The 26,997-nt window shown below is 67.1% G+C and carries 25 protein-coding genes and 1 pseudogene; 7 read left to right on the top strand and 19 right to left on the bottom strand.

All coding sequences use genetic code 11. The features are described from left to right. Positions 1-399 (top strand): annotated as a pseudogene (locus tag AB4Y75_RS16315) (lipoyl synthase); the annotation flags it as partial. A 102-nt stretch (positions 400-501) separates the two neighbouring features. Then, positions 502-1,257 (top strand): DUF4191 domain-containing protein, encoded by a 756-nt coding sequence (locus AB4Y75_RS16310; protein WP_441436928.1) that lies wholly within the window; start codon positions 502-504, stop codon positions 1,255-1,257. 92 nt (positions 1,258-1,349) lie between these two features. Here the strand turns inward: AB4Y75_RS16310 and AB4Y75_RS16305 are convergent, their stop codons facing one another. After that, positions 1,350-1,976 carry an RraA family protein gene (locus tag AB4Y75_RS16305; RefSeq protein ID WP_441436927.1) on the bottom strand — a complete coding sequence of 209 codons (627 nt, stop codon included), beginning with the start codon at positions 1,974-1,976 and terminating at the stop codon, positions 1,350-1,352. Between the two features lie 54 nt (positions 1,977-2,030). Then, entirely contained in the window at positions 2,031-2,468 is a 438-nt protein-coding gene (locus AB4Y75_RS16300) for an RDD family protein (RefSeq protein ID WP_441436926.1), read from the bottom strand. A gap of 318 nt (positions 2,469-2,786) precedes the next feature. On the opposite strand from AB4Y75_RS16300, the gene glnA (AB4Y75_RS16295) reads away from it, so the two are divergent. Then, complete coding sequence (gene glnA, locus AB4Y75_RS16295; protein WP_441436925.1) at positions 2,787-4,211, top strand: type I glutamate--ammonia ligase; 1,425 nt, start codon at positions 2,787-2,789, stop codon at positions 4,209-4,211. Positions 4,212-4,339: 128 nt separating this feature from the next. Here the strand turns inward: glnA (AB4Y75_RS16295) and AB4Y75_RS16290 are convergent, their stop codons facing one another. Next, positions 4,340-5,137 carry a hypothetical protein gene (locus AB4Y75_RS16290; protein ID WP_441436924.1) on the bottom strand — a complete coding sequence of 266 codons (798 nt, stop codon included), beginning with the start codon at positions 5,135-5,137 and terminating at the stop codon, positions 4,340-4,342. After that, entirely contained in the window at positions 5,134-5,934 is an 801-nt protein-coding gene (locus AB4Y75_RS16285) for a potassium channel family protein (RefSeq protein WP_441436923.1), read from the bottom strand. The genes AB4Y75_RS16290 and AB4Y75_RS16285 overlap by 4 nt, the downstream gene beginning before the upstream one ends. Positions 5,935-6,015: 81 nt before the next feature. Here AB4Y75_RS16285 and AB4Y75_RS16280 point away from each other — a divergent pair, with 81 nt between their 5' ends. Further along, positions 6,016-6,501: an NUDIX domain-containing protein gene (locus AB4Y75_RS16280; protein WP_441436922.1), complete on the top strand. Its 486-nt coding sequence runs from the start codon at positions 6,016-6,018 to the stop codon at positions 6,499-6,501. A 111-nt stretch (positions 6,502-6,612) separates the two neighbouring features. Here AB4Y75_RS16280 and AB4Y75_RS16275 read toward each other — a convergent pair whose 3' ends face one another. The 4 genes from AB4Y75_RS16275 to glnA (AB4Y75_RS16260) are packed head-to-tail and all read right to left on the bottom strand — an operon-like array spanning position 6,613 to position 13,314. Beyond that, the gene (locus AB4Y75_RS16275) at positions 6,613-7,377 is read right to left on the bottom strand and encodes an amino acid ABC transporter ATP-binding protein (RefSeq protein WP_441436921.1); all 765 of its coding nucleotides are present in this window, start codon (positions 7,375-7,377) and stop codon (positions 6,613-6,615) included. After that, positions 7,374-8,906 (bottom strand): amino acid ABC transporter substrate-binding protein/permease, encoded by a 1,533-nt coding sequence (locus tag AB4Y75_RS16270; protein ID WP_441436920.1) that lies wholly within the window; start codon positions 8,904-8,906, stop codon positions 7,374-7,376. The genes AB4Y75_RS16275 and AB4Y75_RS16270 overlap by 4 nt, the downstream gene beginning before the upstream one ends. A gap of 30 nt (positions 8,907-8,936) precedes the next feature. Continuing rightward, complete coding sequence (locus AB4Y75_RS16265) at positions 8,937-11,963, bottom strand: bifunctional [glutamine synthetase] adenylyltransferase/[glutamine synthetase]-adenylyl-L-tyrosine phosphorylase (protein WP_441436919.1); 3,027 nt, start codon at positions 11,961-11,963, stop codon at positions 8,937-8,939. A gap of 10 nt (positions 11,964-11,973) precedes the next feature. Then, complete coding sequence (glnA, locus tag AB4Y75_RS16260; RefSeq protein ID WP_441436918.1) at positions 11,974-13,314, bottom strand: type I glutamate--ammonia ligase; 1,341 nt, start codon at positions 13,312-13,314, stop codon at positions 11,974-11,976. 150 nt (positions 13,315-13,464) lie between these two features. Between glnA (AB4Y75_RS16260) and panB the strand changes: the two genes are divergently transcribed. Next, entirely contained in the window at positions 13,465-14,346 is an 882-nt protein-coding gene (gene panB / locus AB4Y75_RS16255) for a 3-methyl-2-oxobutanoate hydroxymethyltransferase (protein WP_441436917.1), read from the top strand. 25 nt (positions 14,347-14,371) lie between these two features. Here the strand turns inward: panB and AB4Y75_RS16250 are convergent, their stop codons facing one another. Further along, the gene (locus tag AB4Y75_RS16250) at positions 14,372-14,536 is read right to left on the bottom strand and encodes an SPOR domain-containing protein (protein ID WP_441436916.1); all 165 of its coding nucleotides are present in this window, start codon (positions 14,534-14,536) and stop codon (positions 14,372-14,374) included. Between the two features lie 41 nt (positions 14,537-14,577). Between AB4Y75_RS16250 and map the strand changes: the two genes are divergently transcribed. Both map and ppgK read left to right on the top strand, forming a co-directional pair. After that, positions 14,578-15,456 (top strand): type I methionyl aminopeptidase, encoded by an 879-nt coding sequence (gene map, locus AB4Y75_RS16245; protein ID WP_441436915.1) that lies wholly within the window; start codon positions 14,578-14,580, stop codon positions 15,454-15,456. An 85-nt stretch (positions 15,457-15,541) separates the two neighbouring features. After that, positions 15,542-16,279 carry a polyphosphate--glucose phosphotransferase gene (gene ppgK / locus AB4Y75_RS16240; RefSeq protein ID WP_441436934.1) on the top strand — a complete coding sequence of 246 codons (738 nt, stop codon included), beginning with the start codon at positions 15,542-15,544 and terminating at the stop codon, positions 16,277-16,279. An 82-nt stretch (positions 16,280-16,361) separates the two neighbouring features. Here the strand turns inward: ppgK and nrdR are convergent, their stop codons facing one another. The 10 genes from nrdR to AB4Y75_RS16190 form a co-directional block, all read right to left on the bottom strand. After that, positions 16,362-16,811: a transcriptional regulator NrdR gene (gene nrdR, locus AB4Y75_RS16235; RefSeq protein ID WP_441436914.1), complete on the bottom strand. Its 450-nt coding sequence runs from the start codon at positions 16,809-16,811 to the stop codon at positions 16,362-16,364. A 97-nt stretch (positions 16,812-16,908) separates the two neighbouring features. After that, complete coding sequence (gene hisD / locus AB4Y75_RS16230) at positions 16,909-18,267, bottom strand: histidinol dehydrogenase (protein WP_441436913.1); 1,359 nt, start codon at positions 18,265-18,267, stop codon at positions 16,909-16,911. A gap of 100 nt (positions 18,268-18,367) precedes the next feature. After that, entirely contained in the window at positions 18,368-21,871 is a 3,504-nt protein-coding gene (dnaE, locus tag AB4Y75_RS16225) for a DNA polymerase III subunit alpha (RefSeq protein WP_441436933.1), read from the bottom strand. Positions 21,872-21,975: 104 nt separating this feature from the next. Then, positions 21,976-22,932 carry an RluA family pseudouridine synthase gene (locus tag AB4Y75_RS16220; RefSeq protein WP_441436912.1) on the bottom strand — a complete coding sequence of 319 codons (957 nt, stop codon included), beginning with the start codon at positions 22,930-22,932 and terminating at the stop codon, positions 21,976-21,978. Continuing rightward, positions 22,929-23,555 carry a signal peptidase II gene (gene lspA / locus AB4Y75_RS16215; protein WP_441436911.1) on the bottom strand — a complete coding sequence of 209 codons (627 nt, stop codon included), beginning with the start codon at positions 23,553-23,555 and terminating at the stop codon, positions 22,929-22,931. Before lspA ends, AB4Y75_RS16220 begins: the two co-directional genes overlap by 4 nt. A 137-nt stretch (positions 23,556-23,692) precedes the next feature. Beyond that, positions 23,693-24,343: a DivIVA domain-containing protein gene (locus AB4Y75_RS16210; protein ID WP_441436910.1), complete on the bottom strand. Its 651-nt coding sequence runs from the start codon at positions 24,341-24,343 to the stop codon at positions 23,693-23,695. A 162-nt stretch (positions 24,344-24,505) separates the two neighbouring features. Continuing rightward, the gene (locus AB4Y75_RS16205) at positions 24,506-24,793 is read right to left on the bottom strand and encodes a YggT family protein (RefSeq protein ID WP_441436909.1); all 288 of its coding nucleotides are present in this window, start codon (positions 24,791-24,793) and stop codon (positions 24,506-24,508) included. Positions 24,794-24,847: 54 nt separating this feature from the next. Then, positions 24,848-25,390, bottom strand: a complete 543-nt coding sequence (locus AB4Y75_RS16200) for a cell division protein SepF (protein ID WP_441436908.1) — start codon at positions 25,388-25,390, stop codon at positions 24,848-24,850. Positions 25,391-25,473: 83 nt separating this feature from the next. Beyond that, complete coding sequence (locus AB4Y75_RS16195; protein WP_441436907.1) at positions 25,474-26,238, bottom strand: YggS family pyridoxal phosphate-dependent enzyme; 765 nt, start codon at positions 26,236-26,238, stop codon at positions 25,474-25,476. After that, positions 26,235-26,930: a polyphenol oxidase family protein gene (locus AB4Y75_RS16190; RefSeq protein WP_441436906.1), complete on the bottom strand. Its 696-nt coding sequence runs from the start codon at positions 26,928-26,930 to the stop codon at positions 26,235-26,237. The genes AB4Y75_RS16195 and AB4Y75_RS16190 overlap by 4 nt, the downstream gene beginning before the upstream one ends. Positions 26,931-26,997: the final 67 nt, after the last annotated feature.

Raw genomic sequence — 26,997 nt, 5'->3', positions numbered from 1 at the left:
CGCACCCACGGCATGGTCACCAAATCCAACCTCATCCTGGGCATGGGCGAAACCCGCCAAGAGATCAGCGAAGCCCTCCAAGACCTCCACGACGCCGGCTGCGACCTGATCACCATCACCCAATACCTCCGACCCTCCGAACGCCACCTCCCCGTGGACCGCTGGGTCAAACCCCAGGAATTCGTCGACCTCGCCGACGAAGCCGAAGCCATCGGCTTCCTCGGCGTCATGTCCGGACCCCTGGTCCGCTCCTCCTACCGCGCCGGACGCCTCTGGGCCACCGCCATGCGCAAAAAAGGCCGCGACATCCCCGAAAACCTCGCCCACATCGCCGACAGCATCCAAGACTCCGGCACCACCCGCCAAGAAGCCCGCACCCTCATCACCACCCACAGCTGAGGTTCATCCGCTTCCGACGCCGGACGGCGGCACACGGCATTCTCCGTGTGCCGCCGTCCGGCGTTTCAGTACGCCCTCTCTGCTGGCTAGAATGGAGACACTATGGCTAAATCCACCGATTCCACCGTCACGAACGACGACGGCTCCACCAAGCGCGGCCTCTTCAATCGCAAGCCCCGGGCCAAGAAGAAAGGCCCCAGCCGACTGAAGCAGATCGGCGAGGTCTTCACCATGACCCGCCGCCACGACCCCCTGGTGGTCTGGCTCATGCTGCTCGCCTTCCTCGTGGTGGTCGGCGTCGGCGTCGGAATCGGCGCCCTCTTCAACAACTGGATCACCGGCCTGATCCTGGGCATCATGCTCGGTCTGCTGGCCGCGACCTTCATCCTGTCCCGCCGCGCCGAGCGCGCGGCGTTCGCGCAGATCGAAGGACAGCCGGGTGCCGTGGGAGCCGCTCTCGGCACCCTGCGCCGCGGCTGGATCGTGGAGCAGCAGCCGGTCGCCGCGAACCCGCGCACGCAGGACTTCGTGTTCCGCGCCGTGGGCCGCGCCGGCGTCGTGCTGGTCACCGAAGGCCCGCAGAGCCGCGTCCGCACCCTGGCTGACGGTGAGCGGAAGCGGCTGTCCCGCATCCTGCCGAACGTTCCGATCCACGTGATCCACGCCGGCAAAGAGGAGGGCCAGGTCCCGATCGCCAAGATCGGCGGCGCCCTCCGCAAGCTCAAGCCCACCCTGACCAAGGTGGAGGTGGGTGCCGTGTCCAAGCGCATCGCGTCCCTGGGCACCAAGCTCCCCATCCCGAAGGGCATCGACCCGTACAAGGCCCGCCCGGACCGCCGCGCGATGCGCGGCCGCTGAGCCCCGAACGCCGACCGGCCGCCGTCGTTCTCCAGAACATGGAGACGACGGCGGCCGGTTCCGTTTAAGCGCTGATCCCGCGTGCGCGTGAATCAGGCAAGCAAGCCTTCGGTGTCGCCGCCTGCGGTCAGTGCCGTTTCGATCTTGCGCCGGTGGGAGAGCTCCCAGTCGTCCAGCGGCTGACCGGTTTCCGCGGACTCGCGTTCCGCCGCCGACTGCAGAAGACCGGAGGCCCGGGCGGCTTCCAGCACCACGATCCCTTCCTCATCCGCCACCACGATGTCGCCGGTGCTGACGGTCACGCCACCGACCACGGTCTCACCCTGCGGCAGCACGACGTTCTTGCCGCCCGGCTTCGGGAAGACTCCCCGGGCGAACACGGGGAATCCCATCTCCCGGACCTCTTCCAGGTCGCGGATGTATCCGTCGACGACGAACGCCGCGATCCCGCGCCGCTGGGCGACGGCGCAGACGTTGCCGCCGGCCACCGCGAGGCGGGTGCCGCCGGAGTCGACGACGATCACGGAGCCGGGAGCCGCGCGGTAGATCGCGGTGTGCATCATCAGATTGTCACCGGGCGCGCACTGCACCACATGCGCGGGACCGGAGACGCGGGGCATGCCGTCCCAGAGCGGACGGATGGCGGGGTCCATGATCCGGTCCTCGGCCACCAGATCCGCGAGGGAGGTGGGCGAGACATCGGGGATGGGGTCGATCATCGGGTTCTCTCCTCCAGGGGCATCGGGACAGGCCGGCGCGGCCGCACGGACGATTCAGCGGCGGACCAGAACGGTCTTCATCGCCTTATCATGCAGACCGCGCTGATCGGGGTCGAAGATGATGGCGGGGATGACGAGGCAGAGCAGCGCGGCACGGACCAGCGCGGCGGGAATGCCTGCCGGGGATCCATCCAGGCGGACGACGTGGATGTTGGAGACCCGGTGGCCGATGCTGTAGCCCAGGGTGCCGACCAGGACAGCCTGCTCCGCGAAGAACACGGCCAGAGTGGCCCAGGAGTTGCCGTCGAAGAAGAAGTTGCTGATCAGCAGGCACAGGGCCCAGTCGATGCAGATCGCCAGGATCCGGCGCCCCGCACGGGCCAGCGAGCCGGGTCCGGATTCCGGCAGTCCGAGCCGCTCCCCCGGGTACTTGCTGATATGCGTCGTGTCGGGGCCTTCCAGCCAGGAACCTAGATCTCGTCGAGTCACCACCACTCAAGGGTATCCGCTGGGGCACTCCGACCGTGGCGGGCGCCTTTTCCGCCGGTCTGTCCACATCCCGGAGAGCCTGCCTCCGAGCGGCGGCGCTGTCGGTAGAGTGAGGAAGGTACGACCGGGAGCCACCAGGCCCCAGCGACCACCCGTCACATCTCCGTTGTAACCTCCCGGAAACAATGCAGACATTCCCGGGTAATGCCCGCCGCCTAGGCTGTTCACCAGTAGATGGCAGGGCGATCCGCTGGGTGAGGCCTGGCCGGAACCCGGTGCCGTCGCCTTCAGGCCACCGGCCCAATTCTGTTAGGAGCATGCATGTTCACCAGTGCGGACGAAGTCCTCAAGTTCATCAAGGATGAGGACGTCAAGTTCGTCGACATCCGTTTCACCGATCTTCCGGGCGTGCAGCAGCACTTCAACGTTCCCGCCAAGACGGTCGACGCGGACTTCTTCGTCAACGGCCAGCTCTTCGACGGCTCCTCCATCCGGGGCTTCCAGGGCATCGCCGAATCCGATATGCAGCTCATCCCCGATGTGACCTCCGCGTTCATCGACACCTTCCGCATCGAGAAGACCCTTGCGCTGAACTTCTCCATCGTGAACCCGCGCACCGGCGAGCCGTACCACCGTGACCCCCGTGGCGTCGCCGAGAAGGCCGAGGCCTACCTCGCTTCCACCGGCATCGCGGACACCGCGTTCTTCGCCCCCGAGGCCGAATTCTTCGTCTTCGACAACGTCCAGTACCAGTCCTCCCCGCAGGGCAGCTTCTACAAGATCGATTCCGAGGAAGCCCACTGGAACTCCGGTCGTGAGGAAGAGGGCGGCAACCTCGGCTACAAGACCCCGGTCAAGGGTGGCTACTTCCCCGTCGCTCCGACCGACAAGCAGGCCGACCTCCGTGACGCTATGTGCGTGGAGCTGGACAAGGCGGGCCTCGAGGTCGAGCGTTCGCACCACGAGGTCGGTTCCGCCGGCCAGGCCGAGATCAACTACAAGTTCACCACGCTGACCGCGGCGGCCGATGACCTGCAGAAGTTCAAGTACGTCATCAAGAACACCGCCGACGCCTGGGGCAAGTCCGTCACCTTCATGCCGAAGCCGGTCTTCGGTGACAACGGCTCGGGCATGCACTGCCACCAGTCGCTGTGGGCCGACGGTTCCCCGCTGTTCTACGACGAGAAGGGCTACGCCGGCCTGTCCGACACGGCCCGCTGGTACATCGGCGGCCTGCTGAAGCACGCCTCCGCCGTGCTGGCCTTCACCAACCCGACGGTGAACTCCTACCGCCGCCTGGTCAAGGGCTACGAGGCACCGGTCAACATGGTGTACTCGCAGGGCAACCGCTCCGCCGGCATCCGTATCCCGGTCACGGGTTCCAACCCGAAGGCCAAGCGCATCGAGTTCCGCGCTCCGGACCCGTCCTCCAACCCGTACCTGGCGTTCGCCGCCCAGCTGATGGCCGGCATCGACGGCATCCGCAACCGCATCGAGCCGCCGGCGCCGATCGACAAGGACCTCTACGAGCTGCCCGCCGAGGAGGCCAAGGACATCCCCAAGGCTCCGGGCTCCCTCGAGGAAGCTCTGGAAGCCCTTGAGGCCGACAACGAGTTCCTGCAGGCCGGTGGCGTGTTCACCCAGGACCTGATCGACACCTGGATCGCCTACAAGCGCGAGAACGAGATCCTCCCGCTGTCGCTGCGCCCGAACCCCTACGAGTTCGAGCTCTACTACGGCGTCTAGCAGAACGGCGCGGCTGACCAGCGCATAGCCCGCACACAGGCCGCGATCGCCACGCACGGAGAAGGCAGGGCCCGGAATTCAGTTTCCGAGGCCCTGCCTTCTCCGTGTTCCGGCCCACACGACGATGGTCAAGTCCTACGGGTCCAATCCGTGGTTTCCAGGTGGAGATCCCGGCGGATCGTGTCCACCAGACCGTGGGAGCCGCTGATCTTCGTGCCCTGGAGGTCGGCATCAGTCATCACGAACCACGAACGGTCCACAGGCCACCAGTTCGTGGGGGTGTTGTAGTAATCCTGGTCCTCGCGATCCAGAAGGGTCGGGAGATCGCCGAGTGCGCCCCTCCACAGGTGATACGGATCGTCCGGGTCCATGTGAACGGCCAGACAACCCATGAACGCGAAGCACTCCGTGTCGGCGCCCGCAGGTTCATGGGATGCGATGACGTCGATGAGGTCGGTGAACGTCTCGAAATCCATCGAACCTTCCGGCGGCGGCTGAATGGCCAGCGGAAAAGAAAACGCAGTGAACCACCGGAAGCACGGAGGAACCCCGAAAGGATCGCTCAGGCCGCGCCCTTCACGCGCCAGAAGGTCCGCCCAGGTCAATCGTGACCACCCGGGCCCGGGGTGCCCCACGTAGCCGAGCGGGATGCCGGTGTCGGTGGTCACGGCGTCCAGGTCGATGGCGCCCACCATCTCGCTTTCGCCCGTGGCGACCCTGAGCAGCCTCACGTCGTCGTAAGTGCCGGTGCCGTTGCGCTGCTGGTTCTCGTACATCGCATGGAGCACCCAGGTCGAGTCCTCCCATCCGACGGGGTCAAGTCCGGTGACGACGTCCATGCCCGGCTGCTCCAGCAGCCAGGCGAGCTCCCGCTCCTGATCGGGTACTCGGCGCATCCCCGCGAACGACCCGGCGTCCTCGCTCATTCGTCAGCCCCCATCCCCGACAGCTCGGGTGAACGTCGTCCGGGACTCTCCTCCCCCACGGGCCGGTCGGCCTGGGCGTCCTGCGACTGCTCCAGCATCCGGCCGAGCCGCGCCACCTCGGCGTGCAAGCGGTCCAGCTGGCCCCGGAGATCGGCGTCGGCCTGTTCCACGGCCACGGTGGCGGTCGCCGAGACCCGTTCCACCAGCCACGAGCCGATCGACGCGGTGACGACGCCCAGAACCGCGATCCCGGAGACCATGAGGGCAGCGGCCACCGCGCGGCCGATCAGGGTCACCGGGTAGTGGTCCCCGTACCCGACCGTGCTGATCGTGGTGAGGGACCACCAGATGGCATCACCGAATGACAGGATGTTCGCGCCCTCGGCGTGCTGCTCGGCGTCGAGCACCGCGAGGGAGGCGCAGTAGGTCAGGAAGACGGCGGAGACCACCACGAACGTCACGATCCTGCCGCGCAGCGCCTTGCCGGCCGTTCCATACAGGACCTTCAGGAGCGTCACCAGCCGCAGAAGCCGCAACGGTCGCAGCACCGGCAGCACCACCATCGCCAGATCCGGCAGATGTCCCGCGAACCAGCGCCAGCGCTGCGGAGCCAGGATCAGCCGCGCCACGTAGTCCACGGTGAAGGCACCCCAGGTGATCCACTGAATGAGTTCCAGCATCTGCGCCTGACGTTCCGAGACGTCCCCGATGACCTGCACCGAGTACGCCGCCAGGAAGACGAGCGCCGCGACCATGAGCGGCCATTCCGTGGCCTGCCGCCACCGTTCCGAAGTCATGGAGACAGACTATGCGCCCGCGGTCCGTCGCGGGAGGTCTCCGGCCTCTCCCTCCTGGCCCGCACTTGCTAGGCTCGGGGCATGTCCGAACTCAGCCCGGAAAGCATCGAATACTTCCGCACACTCCCCCGCCGACGCGTCGCCGCGGGTCTGGTGATCCGGGACGGCGAGGGCAGGGTCCTCGCCGTCGAACCGAACTATAAGGAAGGCTGGCTCCTGCCCGGAGGCACCGTGGACGCCGGGGAGGCGCCTCGAGCCGCCGCCCGCCGGGAGGGCCGGGAGGAGCTCGGCCTGGACATCGTGCCCGGCGCGCTCCTCATCATCGGCCACTCGGCCTTCCCGGATCCGGTGGGTGACGGCCTCAACTTCCTCTACGACGGCGGCGTCCTGCCCGAGGGCACCGACATCTCACTGCAGGAGGAGGAACTGCTCAGCTGGCGCTTCGTCGCCGAGCAGGACCTCCCCGAGTACTTCGGCGTGCACGGCGCACTGCACGTCTCCTCCGCCCTGAGGGCGCTCCGGGAGGAACGCGTCATCGAACTTCAGGACCGCGAAGAGATCCTCTGACAGACCCTCGCCAACAGCCTGGACGACGACGGCGGCCGCCTCCCTGTGCTGGGAGGCGGCCGCCGTCGTCGTCGATCAGGTCCGCACGCCTCGCGCGCGGACGCCCACGGCTCAGAGGACCTTGGAAAGGAAGTCCTTGGTCCGCTGCTGCTGAGGGTTGCCGAACAGCTCGTCGGGCGTGCCCTGTTCGCAGATGAACCCGTCCGCCATGAAGATGACCCGGTCGGCCACCTCACGGGCGAAGCCCATCTCGTGGGTCACCATGACCATCGTCATACCTTCGGCGGCCAGGTCCTTGATGACCTGAAGGACCTCCCCGACCATTTCGGGGTCGAGGGCCGAAGTGGCCTCGTCGAAGAGCATGATGTCCGGGCTCATCGCCAGCGCGCGGGCGATCGCCACACGCTGCTTCTGGCCGCCGGAGAGGGACACCGGGCGGGCGTCGGCCTTGGCTGCCAGACCCACGCGGTCCAGCAGCTCCAGGCCACGCGCCCGCGCCGCCGCCTTGTCCAGCTTCCCGGTCTCCACCGGCGCCAGCATGATGTTCTCGATGACGGTCATGTGCGGGAACAGGTTGAAGTGCTGGAACACCATGCCGATCTGGCGGCGGACCTGGTTGATGTCCACGTTCGCGCCGGTGAGGTCATAGCCGTTCACCTGCACTGTGCCGCCGGAGATGTCCTCCAGCTTGTTCAGGCAGCGCAGGAAGGTGGACTTGCCCGAGCCCGAAGGGCCGATGACGGCGACCACCTCGCCCTCATGGATGACCGCGTCGATGCCCTTGAGCACCTCGTTGCTGCCGAAGGACTTCTTCAGGCCCGTGACCGTGACCTTCTCGGCCCGGTCGTCGCGGACCGTTTCTGCACCCGTGCTCATTTGTTGAACTTCCTGTCCGCGTAGTTGGCCAGTTGCGTCAGCAGCATGATCACCACGAAGTACAGCGCCGCCACGATCACCAGAGTCTCGGTGATGCGGAAGTTGCCCGCGTAGATCTGCTGACCCTGGTACAGCAGCTCGGCGAAGCCGATGGCCAGGAGCAAGGACGAATCCTTCAGCATGATGATCAGCTGATTGATGAGGGACGGTGTCATGAGCTTGAACGCCTGCGGCACCACGACCTTCTGCATCGACTTGCCGTAGCCCATACCCAGGCTCCGGGCCGCTTCGAGCTGTCCCGGATCCACCGACTGGACGGCGCCGCGCACGATCTCCGTGATGTAGGCGCCCGAGTTGAGGCTCAGCGTCAGGACGCCGGCCACCCAGATGTTGATCGGCTGCCCCGTCAGCTGGGGGATGCCGAAGTAGAAGAAGAACGCCCAGACCAGCAGCGGCGTGCCGCGGAAGACGTTGACGAACGTGGTCGCCACCCCGCGAGCGACCACGTTCCTGGAGATCTTCAGGAAACCGAAGAACAGACCCAGGACCATCGCCACCGCGAAGGAGATGATGGTGACCAGCACGGTGTTCCGCAAGCCGCTCATGAGCGCCGGGAAGCTCTGGACGAGCAGGTCCCAGAAGCTGCTCGATGCCGCGGCCTCCGGCGCCTTGAGGTACTTGTCCAGCAGCTTCTGGTACTCACCGTCGGCCTTCATCTCGGACAGGCCCTTGTTGAAGGCCGCGAGAAGCTCCGGGTTCTTGCCCTTGTTGACGGCGAAGCCGTAGCTGCCGCCGGCGATCTTGTCCGTGACGGTCTTGAGCCCGTTGTTCTGGCTGATGCCGTACGCCAGCACGGGGTAGTCGTCGAACACGCCCACCGCGTTGCCGGACTTCACCAGTTCATACATCGTGGCCGACTGGTCCAGGGACTTCACCGTGAAGCCGTACTTGCCGGACAGTTCCTTGGCCGCCGTCTCCCCTTCGGAGCCGGTCTTGGCGGTGACCGTCTTGCCCTTGAGGTCCTCGTAACCCTTGATGTCGGTGTTGCTCTTGGCCACGGCCATCTGAACACCGGATTCGAAGTACGGATCGGAGAAGTCGTAGACCTGCTTGCGCTTGTCCGTGATGGACATGCCCGCGATCACACCGTCCACCTGGTTGGAGGACAGCGCCTGGAGCGCCGCGTTGAAGCCGAGTGACTTGATCTCCACTTCGAAACCACCGCGCTTGGCGATGTCCCGGATGAGATCCATGTCGATGCCGGTGAGCTCACCGGAGGGGTCACGGAACTCGAACGGTGCGAACGTGGTGTCCGTGCCGATCACGAACTTCTTGCCGCTCACGTCGTGCGGCGCTGCAGCGGAGGCTGCGGGCACGGCGAGCCCGACGACGGCGAGACATGCCGTCAGCAGTGCCACTCCGGCCCGTGCCAGGACGGTCAGCCCGGGCCGGGAGGTGTGGCGGGCCCGACCGCGTCGTGACCCACCCCCCTCTTTCTGCCGCGAGGTTTCCCACGGTGGACGATTCATCCCTTGATCCTTTCGTCGCGGACAGAGCGTTCAGCGCTGTCCGTAGAACTCCCGGTCGAAAACCGCCCGAGCGCGTCGCGTCAGGCGCAGGTACTGCTCCTCGAATTCGGCGGCGTGGGAAGCCGGGTGCCCGCACCAGCGGGACACGGCTTCAAGGTCCCGCCGTGCGGACGGCAGGAGGTCTGAGGCCTTTCCGGACCAGATGACATTGGCACTCCGGACGCGACTGGCGAGGCGCCAGGCATCGGCCAGCAGCGCGGCATCCTCCTCGGCCATCAGCCCCAGCCGGGCCAGCTGCGTGAGGGCCTCCAGAGTGGAGGTGGTCCTCAATTCCGGATGCCGGTGTGCGTGCTCCAGCTGGCGGAGCTGCACCAGCCACTCGACATCGCTCAGACCGCCGCGGCCCAGCTTGACGTGCCGCGAGGGGTCGGCGCCGCGCGGCAGCCGTTCCGTCTCCACCCGGGCCTTGATGCGCCGGATCTCCCGCTCCTCCTGGGGTGAGAGGTGTTCCGGGTAGCGGATCGGGTTGATCAGTTCCAGGAACGCCTCGCCCAGCAGATCGTCCCCGGCGATGGGCCGCGCCCGGAGCAGGGCCTGGGCCTCCCAGACGAGCGACCAGCGCTCGTAGTAGGCCCGGAAGGCGTCGAGCGAACGGACCATGGGCCCGTTCTTGCCCTCGGGGCGCAGATCGGCGTCCAGCGAGAGCACCCGTTCGGCCAGGATGGCGGGTTTGAGCGGCTGGGTGAGCAGACTGGAGATCTGGCCCACGATCTGAAGCGCCTGTTTCTGGGCGTCTTCGTCGGCGACGCCGGGGAGGGCCTGGTGCACGTACATGACGTCCGCGTCGGAGCCGTAGCCGATCTCACGGCCGCCCTGCCGTCCCATGGCCACCACGAGCACCCGGGTCAGGAGACCGCCCTGCGCCTCCGCCTGACGTTCGGCCACATGCAGCGCCCCGAGGATGGCGGCCCGGTCCGCGTCGGCCAGGGCGTGGGACACACCGTTCTGGTCGAGGATCCCCGCCGCGTCGGCGATCGCCGTGCGCAGGATCTCGCGGCGGCGGATCAGCCGGATGAGCCGCATGGCGCTGGAGGGGTCCTGATGCCGGGCCATCTTGGACCGGATCTCCTGCCACTGCGCCTCGAACGGCACCGGGGCGAGTTCCTTGTTGTTGCCCAGCCAGGCCACGGACTCCGGAGACACCTCCAGGAGGTCCGCGATCAGCCGGGAATCCGACAGGACGTGGCACAGCCGTTCGGCTGCCGCCTGGGAGTCCCGCAGGAGTCCTAGGTACCAGTGGGTGGCGCCGAGGGCCTCGCTGACCCGGCGGAACGCGAGCAGGCCGGCGTCGGGATCCAGGCCTTCGGCGAGCCAGCCCAGCAGCACCGGCAGGAGCTGCCGCTGGAGGGCGGCCCGACGGCTCACACCACTCGTCAGCGCGGCGATATGGCGCATGGCGCCCTCGGGGTCGCGGTAGCCGAGGGCCGCCAGGCGGGCGGAGGCGGCTTCGGGACTCAGGCGGGCCTCGTCCGAGCTCAGCGACGCGGCCGTGCCGAGGAGCGGGCGGTAGAAGATCTGCTCATGAAGCTCCCGGACACGCCGCTTCGTCTTCTGCCAGGACGTCAGGAGGCTGTCCGCCGTCGGGCGTGCGGTGCCGAGTGAGCCTTCGACGGCGCGCGCCAGGGCACGGAGCTCCTCCGGCTTCTCCGGCATGAGGTGGGTCCGGCGCATCCGCACCATCTGGATCCGGTGCTCGATCACACGCAGCTGCCGGTAAGCCCGATCGAATTCTGAAGCATCGGACCGGCCGATGTACCCGCCGTGCGACAGAGCCGCGATGGCAGAGGTGGTGTCGCGGACGCGGAGTGAGGGATCCGCCTTGCCGTGGACCAGCTGGAGCAGCTGGACCGTGAATTCGACGTCCCGCAGCCCTCCGGGACCGAGCTTGATCTGACGGGCCAGCTCGGCGGCGGGGATGTTATCCGTGACCCGGCGGCGCATGGCCTGCACCGATTCGACGAATCCCTCGCGTCCTGCGGAGGACCAGACCAGGGGCTCCACCATGTCCTCGTAACGCCGGCCCAGCTCCGGGTCGCCGGCCATGGCCCGGGCCTTCAGCAGGGCCTGGAACTCCCAGCTCTGCGCCCAGCGGGCGTAGTACTGCCGGTGCGATTCGAGCGTGCGGACCAGCGGACCGTCCTTGCCTTCCGGCCGGAGGTTGGCATCCACCTCCCACAGGCCGGGCTCCCGCCCGGGATGGGAGATGATCCGGGAGAGTGCCCCGGCCAGAAAGGTCCCGATCTCCACACCACGGACCTCGTCCAGTCCGTCGGAGTCGAGGACGTAGATGACGTCGACGTCGGAGATGTAGTTGAGTTCGCGGGCGCCGCATTTGCCCATGCCCACGATCGCGAGCCGGACGGCCTCCACCTCCAGGGGCGAGAACTTCTCGGCGGCCTCGGCCCGGGCGACCGCCAGCGCGGCGTCCAGCGCGGCGGCGGCCAGATCGGCCAGCTCCGCCCCCACCAGAGGCATGTAGTCCCGGGGGTCGGCGGCGCCGAGGTCCCGGATGGCCAGGTCGGTCAGGTGCCTGCGGTACCGGACCCGCAGCGCGCTCTGGGCCTGCTCTCCGCTCAGAGTGGCGACCGGCGTGGCCGCCCGGGGGTCTGCCCCGACGGAGGCCAGCAGGGAGGTGCGCAGCTCGTCACCCGGGATCCGGACCGGCTCGGGGCTGACCCGCACCCCGAGGAGACTCTTCTCCTCGGGGTTCCGGATCAGGAAATCGGCCAGCGCCACGGAGCTGCCGAGCAGCCGGTACATCGCCTCGGCGTCCTCCGGGTCCCCGGTCAGCAGCCGCCCCACGGGCCCCGGCCCGGGCTTCTCCTTCTCCAGGAGCCGGACCAGGGACAGGAGCGCCTCATCGGGGTTGGCGGACTGAACCAGCCCGCTGAACAGGAGATCACGGTCCACGCCGTCCAGCTCGGGAGCCGCCAGGAAACGCTCGGCCCGTTCCACATCGCTGAATCCCGCCGCGATGAGACGACGGGCGACACTCATCGCCACAGCGTTAGAGGATCCCCAGGTTGCGCTGGAGTTCGTACGGCGTCACCTGCAGACGGTAGTCGTTCCACTCGGCGCGCTTGTTCCGCAGGAAGTGCTGGAACACCTGCTCGCCCAGGATCTCCGCCATGAACTCGGAGTTCTCCATGGCGTTGATCGCGTCATGCAGGCTGGCGGGCAGCGGATCGTGGCCCAGGGCCCGGCGTTCGGCCGTGGACAGCGAGGCGATGTCCTCCTCGGACGGCGAGGTGAGGTCGTAGCCCTCCTCGATCCCCTTCAGACCCGCGCCCAGCAGGGCCGCATAGGCAAGGTACGGATTGGCCGCGGAGTCGATGCCCCGGTACTCCACCCGGGCGGAATTGCCCTTGCCCGGCTTGTAGAGGGGCACCCGGACCAGCGCGGAACGGTTGTTGTGGCCCCAGGAGACGTAGCTGGGGGCCTCTCCCCCGCCCCAGAGACGCTTGTAGGAGTTCACGAACTGGTTGGTGATGGCCGTGAACTCGGGCGCGTGGCGCAGGATGCCGGCGATGAACTGGCGCGCGGTGCGGGACAGTTCGTACTCGGCTCCGGCCTCGTGGAAGGCATTGGTGTCGCCTTCGAAGAGCGAGAAGTGCGTGTGCATCCCGGAACCCGGGTGCTGCGTGAACGGCTTCGGCATGAAGGTGGCGTAGCTGCCCTGCTGGAGCGCCACCTCCTTGATGATGGTGCGGAACGTCATGATGTTGTCCGCGGTCTGCAGGGCGTCCGCGTAGCGCAGATCGATCTCGTTCTGGCCCGGGCCGGCCTCATGGTGGCTGAATTCCACGGAGATGCCCACCGACTCCAGCATGGTGACCGCGGTGCGGCGGAAGTCCTGCGCCACGCCACCGGGGACGTGGTCGAAATAGCCGCCCTCGTCCACGGGCACGGGCAGACCGTCCGGACCCGGCTTGTCCGACTTGAGCAGGTAGAACTCGATCTCCGGGTGCGTGTAACAGGTGAACCCCATGTCCGCGGCCTTCGCGAGCGTCCGCTTGAGGACGTTGCGGGGATCCGCCGCGCTGGCCTGGCCGTCCGGGGTGAGGATGTCGCAGAACATGCGGCTCGTCTGCTCGGTCTCACCGCGCCAGGGCAGGATCTGGAACGTGGAAGGGTCCGGCTGGGCCAGCATGTCGGACTCGTAGACACGGGCCAGCCCCTCGATCGAGGAGCCGTCGAAGCCGAGGCCCTCGGCGAACGCGCCCTCCACCTCAGCGGGAGCCAGCGCCACCGACTTCAGAGAGCCCACCACGTCTGTGAACCAGAGCCGGACGAACCGGACGTCGCGCTCCTCAATGGTCCGGAGCACGAATTCCTGTTGGCGGTCCATGCTGCCCTCGCTTCCCTCTGGATCCCGGCACCGGCCGGGGCTGTACTGTGCTGCATGCAACTCTACCCAGGGCGGGCGCTCCGTGGGCCGTCATTCCCACGGCGTCCCGCAATTCGGCGCCTCCTGCGGTTCAGCATTAAGCTCGGTTGCATGACGCACAGTGAATCCGCCAGCTCAAGCACCCCGGGCGAGACGAGCGCCCCGTACGGCAGCGGCCCCGCGTCGTCGTCCGCCCCGGCCGGACGAGTGCGCCTGCACCATCTGCAGGCCGCCAAGGCGGAAGGCCGTCACTTCGCCATGCTGACCGCCTATGAGCAGTACACGGCCGAGATCTTCGACGAAGCCGGGATCGAGGTGCTGCTGATCGGTGATTCCGCGTCGAACAACGTCTTCGGCAATGAGACCAGCCTCCCGGTCACCGTGGACGAACTGCTCCCCCTGACCCGCGCTGTCGCCCGGGCCGCCAAGCGCGCCCTGGTGCTCGCGGATCTGCCGTTCGGCTCCTATGAGGCCTCGATCGAGCAGGCCGTCACCACGGGGGTCCGTTTCCTGAAGGAGGGCCTCGCTCACGCCGTCAAGATGGAGGGCGGCGCCTACTACGCGGACACCGTGCGCGCCATGGTCCAGGCCGGGATCCCGGTCATGGGCCACATCGGATTCACCCCGCAGAGCGAGCACGCCCTGGGCGGCTACCGGGTGCAGGGCCGGGGCGACGACGCCGCTCGGCTCGTGGAGGACGCCCTGGCACTTCAGGAGGCCGGCGCCTTCGCCGTGCTGATGGAGATGGTGCCTGCGGACACCGCCGCGCAGGTGGACGCCGCCCTCACGATCCCCACCGTCGGCATCGGCGCCGGCAACGTCACCACGGGACAGGTCCTGGTCTGGCAGGATGCCATGGGCCTGCGCGGCGGGCGCATGGCACGTTTCGTCAAGCAGTACGCCCAGCTCCGGCAGACCCTTCTCGAGGGGGCGCGGAACTATGGCGAGGAGGTCCGGGACGGGTCCTTCCCCGGCCCGGAACACTCCTTCTAGGTCCTTTTACAGGACCGAGGACGGCTCAGTCCTCGTCGCCCTTTTCCCAGGCTTCGTTGTGCCGCTGCACGCTCTCCGGGGCCTTCTCGGCCTCTTCACGCGTCTCGTAGGGGCCCAGGAGCTGGCTCCAATCACTCATGGCATCCTCTTCCACCTGGTGGGTGACCATGTTGTACCAGTACTGCGGCATGATTCCATTCCTCCTCGTGAGTGACGACTACTATCAAACGTATGCCACCAGTAGCTGAAACCGCACCTCTGGGTAAGCTCACCCCCGGAATCGTGAGCCCGCGTCGTCCTGTGCCGCCGAACATCGAGCGGCCCGAATATGTGGACCGGCCGGCTCCCGCCAAGTTCACCGGCAGCGCCGTGAAGACGCCGGAGACCATCGAGAAGATGCGGATCGCCAGCCGGATCGCGGCCCAGGCGATCGTGGAAGTGGGCAAGCACATCAAGCCAGGCGTCACCACGGACGAACTGGACGCCGTGGGCCACGAATTCCTGCTGGACCACGGGGCGTACCCGTCCACGCTGGGATACCGCGGCTTCCCGAAGTCCCTCTGCTCCTCCCTCAACGAGGTCATCTGCCACGGCATCCCCGACTGCACGGTGGTCGAGGACGGGGACATCCTCAACATCGACATCACGGCCTACATCCACGGCGTGCACGGCGACACCAATTACACCTTCCTGGTCGGCGACGTCGATGAAGAATCCCGTCTGCTGGTCGAACGGACCGAGGAGAGCCTGCGCCGCGCCATCAAAGCCGTGGCCCCCGGACGCGAGATCAACGTCATCGGACGCACCATCCAGTCCTACGCCAAGCGCTTCGGCTACGGCGTGGTCCGCGACTTCACCGGCCACGGGGTGGGCGAGGCGTTTCACACGGGCTTAATAATTCCGCACTACGACGCCGCACCGGCCTACAACACTGTGATCGAGCCGGGCATGACGTTTACGATTGAACCCATGCTCACGCTCGGCACCATCGAGTGGGATATGTGGCCGGACGACTGGACCGTATTGACCCGGGACCGCAAACGGACCGCGCAATTTGAGCACACCCTGGTGGTGACCGACACCGGCGCTGAGATTCTCACAGTGCCGTAGGCGCCTGCCTGCCCCCTGCAACCGTCCGCAGCACCGAAGGATCAGCGTGAGCAAGAACGAGAACACCGGTAAGAAGCACCCGGCCATGATCGGCGTCGACATCGGCGGCACCGGGATCAAAGGTGGAATCGTCAGCCTGAAGAACGGCAAGCTGGTGGGTGAGCGCTTCCGCATCCCCACGCCCCAGCCCGCCACTCCCGAAGCCGTCTCCGAAGTGGTCGCGCAGATCGTGGACGAGCTCTGCTCCCGTGAGGACGCTCCGGACGTCAAGGCGCCCGTGGGTGTCACCTTCCCGGGCATCATCCAGCACGGCGTGTGCCGCCTCGCGGCCAATGTGGACAAGTCCTGGATCGGCGTCGACATCAACGCGCTGCTCTCGGAGCGCCTGCAACGCCCCGTCGAGGTCATCAACGACGCCGACGCCGCCGGCCTGGCCGAGGTGCGCTACGGCGCGGGCGAGGACGTGGACGGCACCGTCCTGGTGATCACCCTGGGCACGGGCATCGGCTCGGCGTTCATCTTCGACGGCAAGCTGGTCCCGAATGCGGAACTGGGTCACCTGGAACTGGACGGTTTCGACGCCGAGTCCAAGGCCTCCGCGGTGGCCCGTGAGCGCGACGGCCTGAGCTGGGAGGAGTACTCGGTCAAGCTGCAGCGTTACTTCAGCCACGTCGAGATGCTGTTCTCCCCCGAGCTGTTCATCGTGGGCGGCGGGATCTCCAAGCGTGCGGACGAGTACCTTCCGCGGCTTGATCTGCGCACCCCCATCATCCCGGCCAAGCTCAAGAACGAGGCGGGCATCGTGGGGTCAGCCAGTGGCTGACAGGCCCTCTCCGTTGGGACCCGGTGCGGACGGCTTCCCCTCCGCCGGCACCGGGAGCTCTGTGGCCCCTCCTTTTCGGGGTTCAGTCCTTCTGGGACCTGAGCCGCGCGATCGCCTTCTCGAAATCGTCCAGCGAATCGAAGTCCTGGTACACGCTCGCGAAGCGCAGATAGGCGACCTCATCCAGGCGCCGCAACGGCTCCAGGATCGCCAGTCCCACTTCATGGGCCTTGATCTCGGCCGCACCGCTGGCGCGGACCGACTCCTCGACCTCCTGCGCCAGGACGGCCAGGTCGTCCTCGGTCACCGGCCGGCCCTGACAGGCCTTCCGGGCGCCGTTGATGACCTTGCTGCGGCTGAACGGTTCCGCCACGCCGGAGCGCTTGAGCACCGAGAGGCTGGTGGTCTCCACCGTGGTAAAGCGCCGCGAGCAATTGGTGCACTGGCGGCGCCGTCGGATGGACGAGCCGTCCTCGGTGACCCGGCTGTCCACCACCCGGGAGTCGGCGTTACGGCAAAACGGACAGTACACTACGCCTCCTCTATGGCTGAAGTCAGTTTAGAACTACATCTTGTAAAAATACAAGGATGTAATTACCACATCTTGTGGTTTCCGGCGTTCCAGCCACTCAGCGGAAGCGGATGGAGACCGCTTCCCCGTGCGAGGGCAGGTTCTCGGCCTCGGCGAGCTCCTCGATGTGTGTGCGGACCTCGGACAGGCCCTCCCGCGAGTACTCGATCTCCTGGACCGCACGCAGGAACGTGGTCACGTTCAGACCGGACGAGAACAACGCCGTGCCGGACGTGGGCAGCACGTGGTTCGACCCCGCGCAGTAATCGCCCAGGCTCACCGGCGAGTAGTCGCCGACGAAGATCGCCCCGGCATTCCGGATGCGGGCGGCGACCGCCGGGGCGTCCGCCGTCATGATCTCCAGGTGTTCGGCGGCGTAGGCATCGGCGACGGCGATCCCCTGTTCCATATCGTCCACCAGGACCACACCGGACTGGGGACCGGACAGCGCGGTCAGGATCCGTTCAGCGTGGCGTGCGGCGCCCGCCTGCCGGACCAGCTCCTCCCGCACGGCCTGGGCCAGCTCCACCGAAGTGGTCACCAGCACGCTGGAGGCGCGGGGGTCGTGCTCCGCCTGGCTGATGAGATCCGCGGCCACGAGGGCCGGCTGCGCCGTCGCATCGGCCAGGACGGCGATCTCCGTGGGCCCGGCTTCGGAATCGATGCCCACCACTCCCCTGACGAGCTTCTTGGCGGTGGCCACGTAGACGTTGCCGGGGCCGGTCACCAGGTCCACGGCCTCCAGGGCTTCCTCCTGGCCATCGGCCGGCACACCGTAGGCGAAGGCCACGATCGCCTGGGCGCCTCCGATCGCGTAGACCTCCTCCACGCCGAGCAGTTCGGCGGCCGCGAGGATGGTGGGGTGGGGCAGCCCGCCGAAGTCCTTCTGGGGAGGCGAGGCGAGCGCAACCGACTCCACCCCGGCGGCCAGGGCCGGGACGACGTTCATGATCACGGAGCTTGCCAGCGGTGCCAGGCCTCCCGGGACGTACAGGCCGACGCGGTTCACCGGGATCCAGCGCTGGCGCACGACGGCGCCCTCCGCCAGGACCGTCTCCACGTCCGCCGGCCGCTGAGCTTCCGCGAAGCGCCGGGCCCGGTGGATCGACTCCTCCAGTGCCGCGCGGACCCCGGAGTCGAGCCCGTCCAGGGCCTCCCGGAGCGCCTCCCGCGGGACGTGCACGCTCTCCTGGGCGACTCCGTCGAAACGCTGGGCGAGATCACGGAGCGCGCGGTGACCGCCCGCCCGGACCTCGGCGATGATGCCCCGCACGGCCTCCTCGGCCTTCAGGTTCGATTCCTCGTGCACCCGGGGAACCGCCGCCTTCAGCTCGGTCCGGCTCAGATGGCGACCGCGGAGATCCACGGTGCGGAAGAAGTCGGCTCGGTTCAGGGATGCGTCACGGGTGTCAGTCACCGTTCCAGTTTATCGATCCTGGAGACGGTCGCCGAAAGCGCCCACGTCACACGCCCGCCGCCGGCCCGCACGGGCCCCACGGCGGGCTGCGGCGGAGCGCCTACGCGTCCAGGCAGGCCGGACCCAGCAGCACTTTCAGATCGGCGTACAGGGACGGGTTCGGGTCCACCGTGAAGTTCCGTCCCAGGCGCATGAGCTCGATGCTCCGCGTGCCCTGCAGCTTGAGCCGCACCTCGGCACGCCCACTGTGGCTGCGGAGGACTTCGCCCAGGCGGGAGACCAGATCCTCGGTCGCCTTGTGCGTCGGCAGACTGATGATCAGCTGGCCGTTGCCCTCCGCCTGGCTCAGGTCCGGCACGCTCAGCTCCATGCAGTTGAGCGTCACGGAACCGTCGTCGCGCCGCTGCACACGGCCCTTGACCACCACGATCAGATCCTCCGCGAGGATGGTGGCGATCGGGCCGTAGACCTGGCCGAAGAACATGGTCTCGAGCGAACCGCTCAGATCCTCGATCTCCGCCCGGGCGTAGGCGTTGCCGCTGGACTTCGCCACCCGGCGGCTCAGCGAGGTGATCATGCCCGCGATGGTGACGATCGCGCCGTCGGGCGGGCCGTCGTCGCTCATCACGCTGGCCACGGAGGTGTCCGCGAGGCCGCTCAGCGCGGTCTCCATTCCCTGGAGGGGATGGTCCGAGACGTACAGCCCGAGCATGTCCCGCTCGAAGCTCAGCTTGTCCTTCTTCTCCCACTCCGGCAGATCCGGGATCTCCACGGTGAGCCCGGAGTCGGGCGAGGCGTCATCCAGGGCGCTGAACAGGTCGAACTGGTTGTTCGCCTCGTTGCGCTTCAGGGTGATGACCGAGTCGATGGCCTCTTCATGGATCATGACGAGGGACCGCCGGTTGCCCGGCATCGAGTCGAAGGCGCCGGCCTTGATGAGCGATTCGATGGTGCGCTTGTTGCAGACCACGGCCGGGACCTTCTGGAGGAAGTCCGAGAAAGTGGTGAAGGCGCCCTTCTCCTTGCGGGTCTCCACCATGGCATTGACGACGTTGGCGCCCACGTTCCTGATGGCGCCCATGCCGAAGCGGATGTCGTTGCCCACCGGGGTGAACGTCAGCTCGGACTCATTGACGTCCGGCGGGAGCACCGTGATGCCCATGCGACGGCATTCGTTGAGGTAGATGGCGGACTTGTCCTTGTCGTCCCCGACGCTCGTGAGCAGCGCCGCCATGTACTCCGGCGCGTAGTGCGCCTTGAGGTAGGCGGTCCAGTAGGAGACCACACCGTACGCGGCCGAGTGGGCCTTGTTGAAGGCGTAGTCGGAGAAGGGCAGCAGGATGTCCCAGAGGGTCTTGACCGCTTCCGCGGAGTAGCCGTTGTCCAGCATGCCCTGCTGGAAGCCTGCGAACTGCTTGTCCAGCTCCTCCTTCTTCTTCTTGCCCATGGCGCGGCGGAGGATGTCGGCCTGGCCGAGAGAGTAGCCTGCGAGCTTCTGCGCCACGGCCATGACCTGCTCCTGATACACGATCAGGCCGAAGGTCCCGCCCAGGATGTCCTTGAGCGGCTCCTCGAGCTCCGGGTGGATCGGGACCACCGGCTGCAGGCCGTTCTTGCGGAGCGCGTAATCGGTGTGGGCGTTGGCGCCCATGGGGCCGGGGCGGTACAACGCGAGCACGGCGGAGATGTCTTCGAAGTTGTCAGGCTTCATGAGCTTGAGCAGGGAGCGCATCGGCCCGCCGTCGAGCTGGAAGACGCCGAGCGTGTCACCGCGGGCCAGGAGCTCGTAGGAGGGCTGGTCGTCCAGTTCCAGCTTCTCCAGGTCCAGGTCGATGCCCCGGTTGAGCTTGATGTTCTCGATGGCGTCCGAGATGATCGTCAGATTTCGCAGACCCAGGAAGTCCATCTTGATCAGGCCGAGGCCCTCACAGGTGGGGTAGTCGAACTGGGTGATGACCTGGCCGTCCTGGATGCGGCGCATGATCGGCACGACGTCGATGATCGGGTCCGAGGACATGATCACACCGGCGGCGTGCACACCCCATTGGCGCTTCAGGCCCTCCAGGCCCAGCGCCGTCTCGAAGACCTTGGCCGCCTCCGGATCGGTCTTCAGCAGTTCCCGGAAGTCGCCGGCCTCGCCGTACCGCTTGGCCTTGGGATCCTCGATGTCCTTGAGCGGGATGTCCTTGGCCATGACCGCCGGCGGCAGCGCCTTGGTCAGGGTCTCCCCCATGCTGAACGGGTAGCCCAGAACACGGGAGGAGTCCTTGAGGGCCTGCTTGGTCTTGATCGTGCCGTAGGTGACGATCATGGACACGCGCTCGTCGCCGTACTTCCGGGTCACGTAGTCGATGACCTCCGGACGGCGGCGATCATCGAAGTCGACGTCGAAGTCGGGCATGGAGACGCGGTCCGGGTTCAGGAAGCGTTCGAAGATCAGGCCGTGGCGGAGAGGGTCGAGGTCGGTGATGCGCAGGGCGTAGGCCACCATGGAGCCGGCGCCGGAACCACGGCCCGGACCGACGCGGATGCCGTGGTCCTTGGCCCAGTTGATGAAGTCGGCCACCACGAGGAAGTAGCCGGGGAAGCCCATGCTCGTGATGATGCCGAGTTCGTACTCCGCCTGCTTGCGGACGTCGTCCGGGATGCCCAGGGGGTAGCGGTACTGAAGGCCCTTCTCCACCTCCTTGACCAGCCAGGAGTCCTCATTCTCCCCGGGCGGGCAGGGGAATTTCGGCATGTAGTTGTTGTGGGTGAAACCGACCTCGCAGCGCTCGGCGATCGCGAGGGTGTTGTCACAGGCATCAGGGAGATCGCGGAACAGCTCCCGCATCTCCCGTGGAGACTTCAGGTAGTAGCCCGTGCCGGAGAAGGCGAAGCGGGAGCCGCCCTCGTCGTAGCTCGGCTCCAGCAGCGTGGATCCGGACTGGATGGCCAGCAGGGCCTCATGCGCCTTGGCATCGTGCTGGTGGGTGTAGTGCAGGTCGTTCGTGGCCACGAGCGGAAGGTCCAGGTCCTTCGCCAGCCGCAGCAGGTCCTCACGGATCCTGGTCTCGATGGACAGCCCGTGGTCCATCAGCTCGCAGTAGTAATTCTCCTTGCCGAAGATGTCACGGAACTCCGCCGCGGCCTCAAGCGCCTCGCGGTACTGGCCCAGCCGCAGGCGGGTCTGGACTTCGCCCGACGGGCAGCCCGTGGTGGCGATCAGACCCTCGGCATACGTGTTCAGCAGTTCCCGGTCCAAGCGCGGCCACTTGCCGAACACGGAGTCCAGCGACGCGATCGACGAGGCCCGGAACAGGTTCCTCATGCCGGTGTTGTTGTAGCTCAGGAGCGTCATGTGGGTGTACGCGCCACCACCTGAGACGTCGTCGCTGCGCTGGCTTTCATCGCCCCAGCGCACCCTGCTCTTATCGGTGCGGTGGGTCCCCGGGGCCACATACGCCTCGACGCCGATGATGGGCTTCACCCCGGCGTCCTTGGCCTTCTTCCAGAAGTCATGGGCACCGAAAAGGTAGCCGTGGTCCGTGATGGCCAGGGCGGGCATCTCCAGCCGATTGGTCTCGGCGAAGAGCTCCCCCAGCTTGGCCGCACCGTCCAGCATGGAGTATTCGGTGTGAGTGTGCAGATGGACGAAGGAATCCTGATTTGCCACCCGTCCATCTTACGCGCAGCACCCCACCGGTGCGCGGCGCGACGCAGCCCGGATCAGAGTCCGTCGCGGAGCCGCTCCAGGGCGTAGGCGAGGTCCTGCGGGTACTCGCTGGACACCGTGACCCGTTCCCCGGTGCGGGGGTGGTCGAAGCTGAGCTGCTTCGCGTGCAGCCACTGGCGGGTCAGGCCGAGGTCGGCCGCAAGCCGCGGATCCGCCCCGTACGTCAGGTCCCCAGCGCAAGGGTGCCGGAGGGCCGAGAAGTGCACGCGGATCTGGTGGGTGCGGCCGGTTTCCAGATGGACCTCCAGAAGGCTGGCCCGACCGAAGGCTTCGAGGACTTCGTAGTGCGTCACCGAAGGCCTGCCGTCCTCGATCACGGCGAACCGCCAATCGTGGCCGGGATGACGGCCGATGGGCGCGTCGATGGTGCCCTTCAGTGGGTCGGGCAGCCCCTGGACCACCGTGTGATAGACCTTGTCGACCGTCCGCTCCTTGAAGGCACGCTTGAGCAGCGTGTACGCGTGTTCGGTCTTGGCCACCACCATCACGCCGCTGGTCCCGACGTCCAGACGGTGCACGATGCCTGCCCGCTCCGGAGCGCCCGAGGTGGAGATGCGGTAGCCGGCTCCGGCCAGGCCGCCCACCACGGTCGGACCGACCCACCCGGGTGACGGATGTGCGGCCACGCCCACCGGCTTGTCCACCACCACGAAGTCCTCGTCATCCAGCAGGATGTCCAGTCCGTCCACTTCTTCCACCACCACTTCCAGCGGGTCACGCTTCTCAGAGGGCTGCACCACCACGGTCTGCCCCGCGGACAGCTTGAAGGACTTCGCCGGGACGGCGCCGTCCACGCTCACTCGCCCTTCGGCCACGGCCTGGGCGACAGCCGAACGGGAGAGGCCCAGCAGCGCGGCCAGCCCGGCGTCGGCCCTCTTGCCCGCATATTCCTCCGGCACGACCACGGTCTGCGCCGCCGTCGTCCCCTCCTCCTCCGGCAGGCCGCTCATGAGTGGTCCCCTTCCGCAGAGCCGTCCTGTTTGGCGGCCGAGAGCTTGCGTCCATCCGCGCCGATCCCGCGCAGGGTCAGGATCACGATGATGGAGACGCCGCACACGACGGCCGAGTCGGCGATGTTGAAGATGGCGAAATTGGGCAACTGGATGAAGTCCACCACATGGCCCATGGCGAACGACGGCGGCCGGAACAGCCGGTCGGTCAGGTTGCCGAGTGCCCCGCCGAGCAGGAATCCGAGCGCCAGACCCCACCAGAGCGAGCCCACACGGCGGATGAAGATCAGCACCGCGACGGAGACGCACGCCATGATGATGGTGAACACCCAGGTGAAGTTCTCGCCGATGGAGAAGGCCGCGCCGGAGTTCCGGATGTAGTACCAGTGCAGGACCGGAGGCAGGACCGCGATCCGCTCCCCCTCCTCCATGGTGGTGCTGACCCAGTATTTGCTCAGCTGGTCCAGCACGTAGGCGAACACGGCGGCGGCCGCGAACAGACCGATCACCGCCTTGCTCACGCCGGAGACACCGCGCCGTCCGCCGTCGCGAACAGCGGCAGGGGCCGGCGTCGCCTCGGGTTCCTGGGACTCAGGTCCCTGTTCTTCGGGCCTGGTGCTCATGTGGGTCACATCCTCGGAAGTTCTCGCGTTCCAGGCGGGACCGTGCAGGCCCAGCCCCGGGTGAAGCGGTCCACCCGGTCAAGACACGGCAAGGCCGGTGACCGGAAATCCGGTCACCGGCCTGAATGCCGTGCGAATCAGCTCTCGGAGCTCTGTTCGCTGTTCTCAGCGGCGACCGAGCCACGGGACTCGAGGTCGCGGAGCTGACCCTCGATGTAGGTCTTCAGGCGGCTGCGGTAGTCGCGCTCGAAGCCACGCAGCTGATCCACCTTGCGCTCGAGGACGGAGCGCTGCTGCTCCAGAACACCGAGCACCTGACGGGACTTCTCCTGAGCATCGTTGACCAGAGTGCTCGCTTCGATCTGAGCCTCGGCGATGATCTTGTCACGCTGAGCAGCGCCGTCGGCGACGTGCTTGTCGTGCATCTGCTGCGCCATGGCGAGCAGGCCGGCCGCGGACTCCGCGGACGCCGGAATGGCGGACGTGACAGGAGCGGGCTCTGCGGCGGCTGCCACGGGAGCGGCCTTGGGGGCCTCCTCCTTCACGGGCTCCGGCTTCGGCTTCGGAGCCTCCTCTGCGACGGTCTCCTCCGTCACGGATTCCACCACGACAACGTCGCCGCCCTTGGCGGCGAGCTCCTTGCGGAGCTCCTCGTTCTCCTGGTTCAGACGGCGGAGCTCCACGACGATCTCGTCAAGGAAGTCGTCGACCTCATCCTGGTCGTATCCTTCACGGAACTTCGTCGGCTGAAAGCGCTTGTTGACAACGTCTTCTGGCGTCAAAGCCATCTGGTCACCTCATTGGTTCTTTTCGTCGTAGAGCGAATGGCCCTGACGACTACGTTACCTAAAGTGGGCTCACGGCTCGAATCGTCCATCAGATGGACTGAAGCCGCAGCCCACCCGAACGTCACCGGGGTCACCGGGGACGTTGCCTGGACTGATCTGAAACTACGCGAAACTGCTGGATATTGCCATAGCGATGCTCACCACGATGAACAAGACGATGAAGGCGAGATCCAAAGACACATTACCCAGCCTCAGAGGCGGAATGAGCCTCCGGAGGAACCGCAGAGGCGGGTCCGTGACCGAATACACAATGCTCGCCACCACCAGGGCCGCTCCACGCGGCCGCCAGTGCCGGGCGAACACCTGCACCCAGTCGATGACAAGCCTCACCAGCAGAGCCACCATGAACAGGAGAAAGGCGATGTAGATCAGGGCGAACAACAGGCCCATCAAGCAGCCCCTCCGTCAGGTGTGGTCATCTGGTCGCTTACCCCGCTCAGGGGGTCAGCTCTGGTTGAAGAAGCTGGCCTGGGACTCGGACTTCTTGTCCTCGCCCAGCACCTCCACGAACGACGGGGAGAGCAGGAACACCTTGCTGGTGACACGCTCGATGCTGCCGTGCAGGCCGAACACCAGACCGGCGGAGAAATCCACCAGGCGCTTGGCATCGGACTCGCCCATGTCGGTGACGTTCATGATCACGGGGATTCCATCACGGAAGCTCTCGCCGATGACCTTGGCGTCGTTGTAGGAACGGGGGTGGATGGTGGTGATCTGTCGCAAGTCTGCTGGCTCGTCTCGAACGGGGGCGATACGCTTGATGGGTGTGACGGGCGCGCGATACTCCGTCTCGGCAGGCGCCTCCCGGACTGCCTGCGGCTTCGCGGCGGGCCGTTCTTCGAACGGCGAGCCTTCGCGCTCCTCGGCCTCGTGATGCTGGGATCCTTCTGCGGGACGCGAAGGCAACTTGGCGTGCTCGGCATCGAGATGCTCATCCGCGTCCGTGAGGCCGAGATAAAGCATGGTCTTCTGCATGAAGCTGGCCATGGATCGACTCCGTTCCTAGTATCTGCGTGGCCGGCACTGGAATCCTTGATGGGCCAGAGCCCGGACTCCCCGTCTCTTCGACGCTACCCCATGGAAGGACGCGGACCGAGGACATCTGTGCCAATCCTCAGGTGTGTCGCACCACAGGCGATCGCGTCCTCCAGGTCATGACTCATGCCCGCCGACAGGAGGGCCGCCTCCGGATGGTCCCGGCGCAGCGCGCCGGACAGCTCGTGCAGCCATTCGAAGGCGGGCCGCGGATCCGCACCCAGTGGAGCGACGGCCATGAGGCCCCGCAAACGGAGTCCCTCGAGACCGGCCACCTGATCGGCCAGAGCCGGCAGGCTCGCCGGAAGCGCTCCGCCGCGCCGCGTCTGCTCCTCGGCGGCAGGATCCAGATTCACCTGCAGCAGGACGTCGAGGTCCGGACGGACACCACTCTCCCGCTCGGCCAGCACGGCCCGGGAGAGGGCCGTGGCGATCGAATCCCGATCCACCGAATGGACGGCCGACGCGTAGCGAACCACCGACTTGGCCTTGTTGCTCTGCAGCTGTCCGATGAAGTGCCAGCTGAGCCCGTCAAGACCTGCCAGCTCGGCCGCCTTGGCCGAGGCCTCCTGATCCCGGTTCTCGCCGACTTCGCGAACGCCCAGCGAGTACAGCCGCCGGACATCCTCCGCGGGGTGGAATTTGGTGACCACGATCAGCTCGGGCTTCTCCCGCGCCGCTTTCCGTGACGCTTCCTCGATGCGCTCATGGACCCGCTGGAGGCGGCCCGCCAGCTCGGCGGTCCGCTCGTCCGGCCGCTCATCGCGCTGAGCGCCGGTGACGGGCGATTGGGTGTTCATGCGTTCTCCCACCAGATCAATCCCGCCAGGCGTCCCTCGCCGGGGACCCGCCGGTGCGAGTACAGGTTGTCATTCTCCATCGTGCATTCGCCGCGGTACAGCACGGGGACGCCTGCGGCCGCAAGCTGGGCGCTCACGCCGGCCGGCAGGTCCAGAGCGGGTGTTCCCCAGCTCGTCTCGGCGAACGTCGCGGGCACCAGACCTGCCACGTCGTCCCGCAGCCCGGCCGGCACCTCGTAGCAGCGCCCGCAGACGCTCGGCCCCAGCCAGGCCTTGATGTTCCCTGCGCCCAGCTCACGCATGCGCTCCAGCGCGGCGGGCACCACGCCGGCGGCGAGCCCCGGCCTTCCTGCGTGGACCGCGGCCAGGACGGGGGCGCCGTCGGACTCCCCCGCCAGAAGGATCGGGACACAGTCGGCCACCATCACCGCCAACGGCAGACCACGGGAGACCAGGCCGTCGGCCACCGGGGCGTCGCTCCCCCGGGTGACGTTCTCGACCAGCGCCACCTCGTTGCCGTGCACCTGCGACATGTACTGCACCGGCCCGGTGCCGAGGCGGTCCTCAAGTGCGGCGCGGTGAGCCCGCACGGCGTCCGCGTCGTCGCCGACGTGGAACGCCAGGTTCCCCGCCTGCGTCGAGGTGAAGGCGCCCCGCACGCCCGGGATCAGTTCCGCCTGCCAGGCGAACATCGCTGGTCCTTTCCTCACGGACAGGGACCCGCAAGCCGGTGGCCTGCGGGTCCCTGACCTCGGTTCA

The sequence above is a fragment of the Arthrobacter sp. RAF14 genome, from assembly GCF_052114185.1.
In the GTDB taxonomy this organism is placed as follows: Bacteria; Actinomycetota; Actinomycetes; order Actinomycetales; family Micrococcaceae; genus Arthrobacter_E.
Note: the sequence above shows the minus strand (reverse complement) of the source record. Positions and strands in the feature narration are given on the sequence as shown.